The 8,378-nt window shown below is 55.7% G+C and carries 3 protein-coding genes; all 3 read left to right on the forward strand.

Translation table 11 applies throughout. The features are described 5' to 3' along the window. The coding region (locus tag RMSM_RS41355; RefSeq protein ID WP_040769495.1) for a beta strand repeat-containing protein at positions 1 to 2,909 on the forward strand (2,909 nt) is incomplete at its 5' end. Positions 2,910 to 3,280: 371 nt separating this feature from the next. Continuing rightward, positions 3,281 to 5,968, forward strand: coding sequence for a dockerin type I domain-containing protein (locus RMSM_RS42120; protein WP_008704024.1), 2,688 nt, complete (start codon positions 3,281 to 3,283; stop codon positions 5,966 to 5,968). A 270-nt stretch (positions 5,969 to 6,238) separates the two neighbouring features. Further along, positions 6,239 to 8,378, forward strand: a 2,140-nt coding sequence (locus RMSM_RS26535) for a Calx-beta domain-containing protein (protein ID WP_040769496.1), incomplete at its 3' end; no start/stop codon positions are given.

Raw genomic sequence — 8,378 nt, forward strand, 5'->3', positions numbered from 1 at the left:
TACGCGGTGCAATCGGTTTGCCACCGAGCCCGATCATTGCTCCGTCCTTCGATGTCAACGGTCAACTGCGAGTGGATGACCCCGACGTGGAAACCCCCTCGGGTATCGGCGAACGTGTGTTCAAAGACCGTGGTGCCGAAGATCGTGCGGACGAAGTCGGACCACGAGCCATCTTGGTTTCGCCGCGAGCTCCGGATATCGGACTGTCCGGCGGCCAAGTGGTAACCGGTCAAGGCGACATCTTCGATGCCTTTGACATTCAATTGATCGACGGTATCGCCGGTGCAGACCCGACTCCTGGAGTGGGTATCGATGACGACAGCGTCACCGGGGATGCCATCCTGGTCACCCGAGACGGGCAAACGCTTGTCGAAGGAATCGACTATCGATTCGGCTACGATCCTTCGAACAATGTCATTCGCTTGACTCCGCTGGCGGGCGTTTGGCAAGACGATTCGGTCTACGTCATTCGCTTGCTTGATTCGACCGACGCCGTGCTGCGTGTGCAAACCGGATCGAACTACTCTGACCGCGCCCTGACAACCGTAATTGGTTTGGATGGCTCGTTCACGACACTCGAAGCCGATACGGGCATCAACATCGTGGTCTCGCCGAGTTTGTTTGGAGACAACATTGATGGTCAATCCATTGAAATCTTCGACGGACAAAACCAGGTCACATTTGAATTTGACACCGATGGGCTAACCAGCGGCGGCATCGACGTCGTCGCCGTCCCGGTCGCAACGACTCTGAGTGTCGAACAATTGACGGCGGCTCTTGCCGATGCCATTAACGCATCGAGCTTGAACTTGGATGCTACCGCGTTGGAGAATCAAATCCAATTGCTGGGCGATTCAACCCTCGCATCGGCGACACCGCTTAGCGACGTGTTTACGGTCACCGTGACCAACATCACGTTCACGATGTCCTCGGCACTATTTGGTGCTGCCGACGGCGAAACCGTGACCGTCTTTGACGGCACCACATCGTTGACGTTCGAGTTTGATTCCGATGGAGTACAAAACGACCTCAACAGTGTGCTCGTCCCTGTGCTCGCCACCGATTCGACACAACAGTTGGCAGAAGCGCTGAACACTCAGATTCAAGCCTCAGGCCTGGATGTCACTGCGTCGGTGCTGAACAATCGCGTCGTGATTTTGGCCGACTCGCCGCTGGCGAACGGTTCAACGTTCTCTGATAACATCGTTGTGGCCAACACAATTACGGGTCCTGCGATTGGAACGGCCGCCGGATTCGGTCTCAGCGTGCCAAACAACTTGGCTGAGGTCAGCGACGACATCGCCGACGGCCAAACCTTTGTGATCCAACGTGGTGCCTCGCTGATTCGAACTTTCGAATTGGATTCGGGTAACGGCGTGGTCACTCCGGGGGCAATCCCCGTGGTGATTGGTGCGAACCCAACGCTCGACAGTATTGCCGAGGCATTGGTCCGTGCGATTGCAGGTGCCGGATTGGGTCTAAACCCTGAAAACATCGGCGACGGCCGGGTCACGCTTGGCGGCGATGCCAATTACGCAGTGGATCTCAGCAACACCGCTCTAGAACTGCTTTCATCCGCAGGCCAAGCCGCGACAATCCCTGTCGTCATTCCGATCGATGCGACGCTCCAAGAAGTTGCGGAACTGTACAAAGCTGCGATCGAAAGCATCGGCCTGCCTGATGTCACGATTGCGATTGTTGGTGACCGATTGATCATTGATGGTCTCGGTACCGTGACTGGCAGCGGAGCTGTCGTCCAACCGATCATTCGCGATGACGTCGGCAACTTGTTGCAAAGCAACACGACGGCGGGAACCACTGAATTGGTCGTGTTTGTTGGGGGCGGAGCCGACTACGGTGACGCACCGGCGCCATACCAATCGCTCGAATCCGAGGGTGGACCTCGTCACAACGTCATTTCGAACTTGTATCTCGGTCGTGGCGTGACCCCCGATGCGGATGCTCAAATTCCTGATGGCGACTTGAACGACGATGGCGTTCGCGTCAGCGGGGCTGTGCGTCCAGGGTTCTCAACCACATTCTTGGTAGACATCAACCTGCCTGCGGACACCAGCGACACGACGCCGCTTGCCGCTCCGGGCGTGTTCTACCTGGATGCTTGGTTCGACTGGGACGGCGATGGCGTGTTCGAAGAAAGCGAAGTCAAACGCTTTGGTTCGACAGGCAGCGGCCGAGCTTTGGTCGGCGTCGGTGCCGGAAACACGATTACAGTCGATGTCCCCAACACCGCCGTGACCGGCGAGATCTACGCTCGCTTCCGAATCAGCGAAGACAATAACCTCGGGGCGCTCGGAGTAGCAACCAGCGGCGAAGTCGAAGACATCAAGCTGTTTGTTTCAAGCAATCCGTTCCGCAATCCAATCAATCGAAATGACGTCAACAATAGCGGTGTCGTCACGCCACTTGATGCATTGCAGATCATCAACTCGCTAAATCGAGCGGGTGCGTCCACGATCCGCTTGGATCAACCTTTGCCAACCGATTTACCGCAGTTCCCTGATACCAACAGCGATGGCGTTGTCACGGTTTCCGACGCACTGAATGTGATCAACGAGCTGAACCTGAACCGCAACACATTCAGCGGTTCCGGAGAGCAAGTGAGCACCCGCTACGTGCCAACGGCTGATGGCGTTTACGCTTCGGGAGCGACCGCGGTCGGCGACCTGCTTGTTGCGGAAGCGAACGAAGATGCCAACGCAGCACAGGATCCGGTTTCAACGATTCAGCCCGAAGGTGAATCGACCCAAGCGAGCGTGTTTGATCACATCGCCGTGGCAAATCTGGATTCCATCGTTGATTCACTGGCCGCGGACACCGCGTCGGCGACCGAGGACGGCGAATCAGAGGAAACCTCGTCGGTGCTTGATCGAATTTTTGCCAACCTTTGATCAAGTAAGTAGTTGATCAAGCGGGCAGTAGAAAACCGCCGCAAACTCATTTGCGGCGGTGGGACAATTAGGAACCGCTTCGCGAGCGGCCAATCAAGCCGCGCGCGAATGCCATCGATTTAGGATGATCGCTAAATTCCCACGGCAAATTGGCGTGTCCTCGACGATTCGAAAAGATGGTCGAGGCCGATGTTGGGATCCCTCGTTAAGATGATGGGGTTGGGCAATCGAAATGGATTTCAACGATTGCAGCAAATCCGTGAGACAATTCCCGTCTTGTCGCGTCTAAGTTGCGAGCCGATTTGGCAAAGAATGCCGATCATTCCTATGGTAGCCGTTCCTTTTTCCCGATCTGATCCCTTATATCCCGCATGTTTCGTTCTTCAGCAAATCGACGACGCACACGTTTGGCAAAACGCCGAACCGCACGTTTTCAGCAGCTGGAAAAGCGGAATTTGTTAGCGGCCGCGCCGCTCGGGGCGACCGAACTCGATACGGCCGAATTTATGCTGGGCCGGGTCGCGGTGACGCCCATTTTCTTCGAGAGTGACGGCAGCATCGACCCTCAGTCACAAAACTGGACACCGACTGAGATCGATGAAATGCTGGCAAAGATCAGCGAAGGGGTGAATTGGTGGAGCGAGACCCTTGATGGGTTCGATAGCGTCCATTCGCTGGAATTCGTGATCGACGATACTTATGCCAAAACACCGGTAGAAACCCCGTATGAGCTGATCGATCGCAATAGCGAAGGTTTTGAATTGGCGCTCAGCGGATTTATGGATTCGCTCGATTACCCCGGATCGACCGCATTGCAAAACGCGGTTTTGGCGTTCAATCACGATCAGCGGGAAAAACTTGCGACCGATTGGGCATTCACCATCGTTGTCGTCGATTCGTCGGATGATATAGATCCGTCCACTGGCGAGCACGATGGATTCTTTGCCTCGGGCGGCTACTTTTCGGGTGCATTTGCCTTCTCAGGCGGCTTGTTTATGGTCACCCCATCGACTCGTCCCGCATCAACGATCACGCATGAAATGGGTCACATTTTTTGGGCGCGTGACGAGTACCCAGGCGCGGGATCGTGGACCGATCGACGCGGCTACTACAACACCCAAAATACAAATGCGGCGGATAACCCCACGGGCGGATTTGTCCAAGAAGACAGCATCATGCGAGGCGGCTATCCGCTGGCAGTCGCCTACGAAAACCACACCAGCCCTGCTTCGACGCTGGCGATGGTCGGTTGGCAAGACAGCGACAACGATGGCATCTTTGACGTTGCCGATGTGCCGCTCGACCTACAGGGCGTAGGCTATTTCGATGCCTCGAATTCCACCTATCACTTTGACGGCACCGCCACCGCGGTCGCGCTGCCCAACCAAAACTCCGAGGGCCCGCAGAGCGACATCACCTTGAATCGGGTCAGCCAACTGCAGTACCGACTCGATGGCGGAGCGTGGGTGGTCGCGTCGCAACCCGATCAACAAGTTGTTGATTTTGAATTAGAAATCGAAATCAATCAGTCGTTTTCGTCCATCGATTGGCGAGCCATCGATGTGCACACCACCGTGACCAGCAACATTGTCCAAGGGACGATCGAGTCGCCCGCGATTTCCGCCGCCAGCATCACCGGATATGCGTTTCTAGACGAAGACGACAACTCGATTCGCGCCGGATCCGAATCGTTTATGAGCGACGTGTCGGCGACGCTGCGGTACGCGGATGGATCACCGTTGTTTGCGGGCGAAGTGCATGCAAACGAGCTACCCGAGGGCTATATCGCCGACGAAAACCTTACGGGTGTCACGCTGACAAATGAAGGCTACTCGTATCAACGCCAACTTGGCGTGTTCGATTCGCCTATCGCCAACAACCAAAAGTTTTTTCATTCGTTTGACGCACAAGTCATCGTATGGAACGCGCAGTGGAATCAGACCAACGCTTTTGTTTCCAAATTTGACCAAGACGTTGGCGAAGTGAGCGTGCAGATTTGGGGAGCCAACGCAGGCGGCGTCAGTTATGGGCGTATCGAAGCCTATGACCGCAACGGGCAATTGATCAAACGAGTGACCAGCGATGCTGTTTCTTACGGCCAATCAACAACGCTTAACATCCGAGACGATGGAGGCGAGATCGCCGAAATCCGAGCGTTTGGACACGCTGACACCTCGATTGCGATCTCGGACCTGAGCTTTGGTTTTAACGACCAAATCACGACCAACGAAACGGGCGTGTTGCAATTTAGTCATCTTCCCGATGGTGACTATTTGGTTGAGCTTGCTGCGGCAAAATTGATTTACGCGTTCGATGATCCGGCTCCGGTGATCGAGGTGGTTGACGGTACAAGCGACGATTTGGTGGTCAGTGCTCAACGTGTCAACAGCCCCCGGTACAACGTGCAATTGCCTGGGGATGTGAACCGAGACCAAATTGTCACCGCACAAGACGCCTTGGTGATCATCAACGACTTGAACATCAATCGGCCGCGGACGCTTGGCGCCAGCGAGACGGCGGGCCCGTCAATTGATGTCAATAATGATGGCGATGTCACTGCGTTGGACGCGTTATTGGTCATCAACGCGCTGTCGGCTAACGACAATGCGGGCGAAGGCGAAAGCCGGGCAAGCGAGCGGGCGGGCGGTAGCAATTCAACTGGCGATAGCAATTCAGCGGACGATAGCGATCTCGCAGTAACTGTCGATTCGGCGACCAGCCAAGGACAGGATCGAGCGGCGGATCTGCGAGACCGGGCTTTAGCGGAATGGCCGAGTTCACCCGGTGCGGCGGAATCCGCCCCCCGGATCCAATTTGCTGCAAATGGCCTTGCTGAGAGCCTGCACAGACGCTCACGCGATAAGAAAATCGATAGCCCAGCCCCTGTATTGCCCCCCATCGAACCGACGAAGAGACTTCCCATGTCCGAAGAAATCTCCGAAAAGTTCCCCCAGAATTTAGTTGTCAATGAAAAGTCCCTAAGCACAATGGGGTCCGAGTCGATTGAACCGGGCTTCTTGACTGGCACCAATCCCCCCTTATCGACCCCCGCAATCTGACGAGTCGAAATAATTTTCCGGCAGAAAAATCGGAACCTTTTGAATATTGCGATCTCTAACCGACAACATAGTGTCGCTAGCCCGCACAGATTGCCCTGGATGTTGATAAGTCAGGAACGCTAGATAAGATAGGCTGGTTCGTATGTTTTTTCGACTTGGTTACTCTATGTCGATCTAATTCCAAGCTCCAACCGAATCACTTGACTGTGTCAGTCGTGTTCGGCATCGAGTTTTCCCCAAAAATCTCCTTCATCTTCCTGAGAAAAACAGATGAAACATCTGCGTCACTTGCTCCGTCGCTCCGGATGGCTGAGGGCCGACAAACGTTCCAACGATCGAGTCCAACGTGGCCAAAAGCCCACGCGACGTTTGAGCAGCGAAACGCTTGAGCGACGGGAACTTCTCGCAGGCGACTTTGCAGCCGCTCACAACTACTTTCTCGCCAACGACGTCGACAACAACATGCGGGTCACCCCGATGGACGCGTTGACGGTCATCAACCATCTGAATCGCAACGGCGGCAATTCGTCGGAAATCGGTCAAGGCGAAGAGATTACGGCATTTGTGGATGTCAACGGCGACAACCGCGTCACCGCAGCGGACGCCTTGTCGGTGATCAACACGTTGAATCGCATGGGCGAAGGCGCGGGCGAGCCATTGCTTGAGGTTCAACTGAGCGCTCGCGACGGCAGCAGTGCTGAATTGGCACGCGACGGCAATGGTGCCTACAACGTCGCGGTCGGGCAAGTGTTCGAATTGGAAGTGGGTTATCTCGATTTACGCGAAGACACGGTCTTTACCCTACCTACGGGGACTCCAGGGCAAACCGTCGACGTACGGTTCCGCCAAGGGGTGTTCCAGTTGGTGGCCGACATCGGCGTTTCCGGAGCCACCAATGCACCAAGTTTGATCACACCGATCATTGCCGAGACGCAGCAGATCAAGATTGGCAATCAGATCAACGATCCGACAAGAACGTTGTCGCTGGACGTGACATTGACGTCGGCCACCGGCCAGGTCAGCACCAACTCCGTTCGCATTGACGCGACTGATTTCGTCGCCGATCCGGCTGGCACTCTAACGACCGCCCTGGAAACGCTCGAGGACGCCAATGGTCTATTCCTCGATGCAGGCACCACGGTCCAAGTCACACGTCTGCCATCGACCGACCCTGATGACTTCTTTATGCAAGTTCGCTTCGGCGGCAATGACGCGGTAGGCGTAAACCAACCTACCATTTCGATCCAACCGATCATCAGCATTACCGGCGTGGGTGAATTCCCCTTCACTGGCGCTACGGTCACGAACCAAGAATTCCGCACTGACAATGTTTTGCAGGGTGTCGATGGCAGTGGAACCGCGGTCGGACAGCGTTACGACATCGATTACGAAAGCCGCTCGATGCCGAACCCTAACGGGGGCGCATTCGAATTCTTAGGCAATCGACCCGCGATTGGATCCTTTGACCCCAGCACGACCGACCCGGCCGAAGTCTTTAACGACGTCGGAGGCCTTGGTCCCGTTATCGCTGGCGGAGTCCCCGAGGCACCCGGTGGCGATGAAGACACACTGGACAACGTTTTCGATGCCCTTAGCATTCCGGTCTTCATCAACGCGCCTGTGCAAGGTTTGACGTTTGAAGTCACTCCGGGCGAAGACAGCAATGGCGAATCGTTCTTGGTCTATGGATTCTTGGAAGAACCCGATGAACAAGGCAACGACAATTCACGTCCGGTACCGCTTGACCAAGTCCGCTTTGACGCCGACGCCAGCTTCGTGATCAACGCAACCGTCGATGGCGGTCCTGTGACGCCGACGGTTTCGGTAGCCGTATCTCCTGCGGCTGTAAACGAAGACGGCACCGATGCATTGAATTACACCTTTACTCGCACCGGTGACACCACCAGTGCGTTGACCGTTAACTACACCGTCAGCGGCACTGCGACGTCCGGAACTGATTTCAGCGCACTCTCAGGAACTGTGACCATTCCTGCGGGGCAAGCATCGGCTACCGTCAGCGTTGATCCGACCGATGACTCGACTGTCGAGCCCGATGAAACCATCGTGCTGACAGTGACCGACACGGCAAGCTATGACGTCGGCACATCGGCCACCGCGACCGGAACAATTACCAATGACGACACCGCGACCGTGACTCCGGTTGTCACCGTGTCGGTGAATCCGGCAGCAGTGAACGAAGACGGATCAGGAACGTTGATTTACACGTTCACCCGATCCGGTGCGACCACCGATGCATTGGCGGTTAGCTACACCGTCAGCGGGACTGCGACATCGGGCACTGATTTCTCGGCACTTCCAGGTACCGTGACCATTCCTGCAGGTCAGTCGTCCGCCACGGTAAGCGTCAATCCGACCGACGACTCGGTCGTCGAACCGGATGAAACATCAT

Origin of the sequence: Rhodopirellula maiorica SM1, from assembly GCF_000346295.1 — a bacterium.
Classification (GTDB): Bacteria; Planctomycetota; Planctomycetia; order Pirellulales; family Pirellulaceae; genus Novipirellula; species Novipirellula maiorica.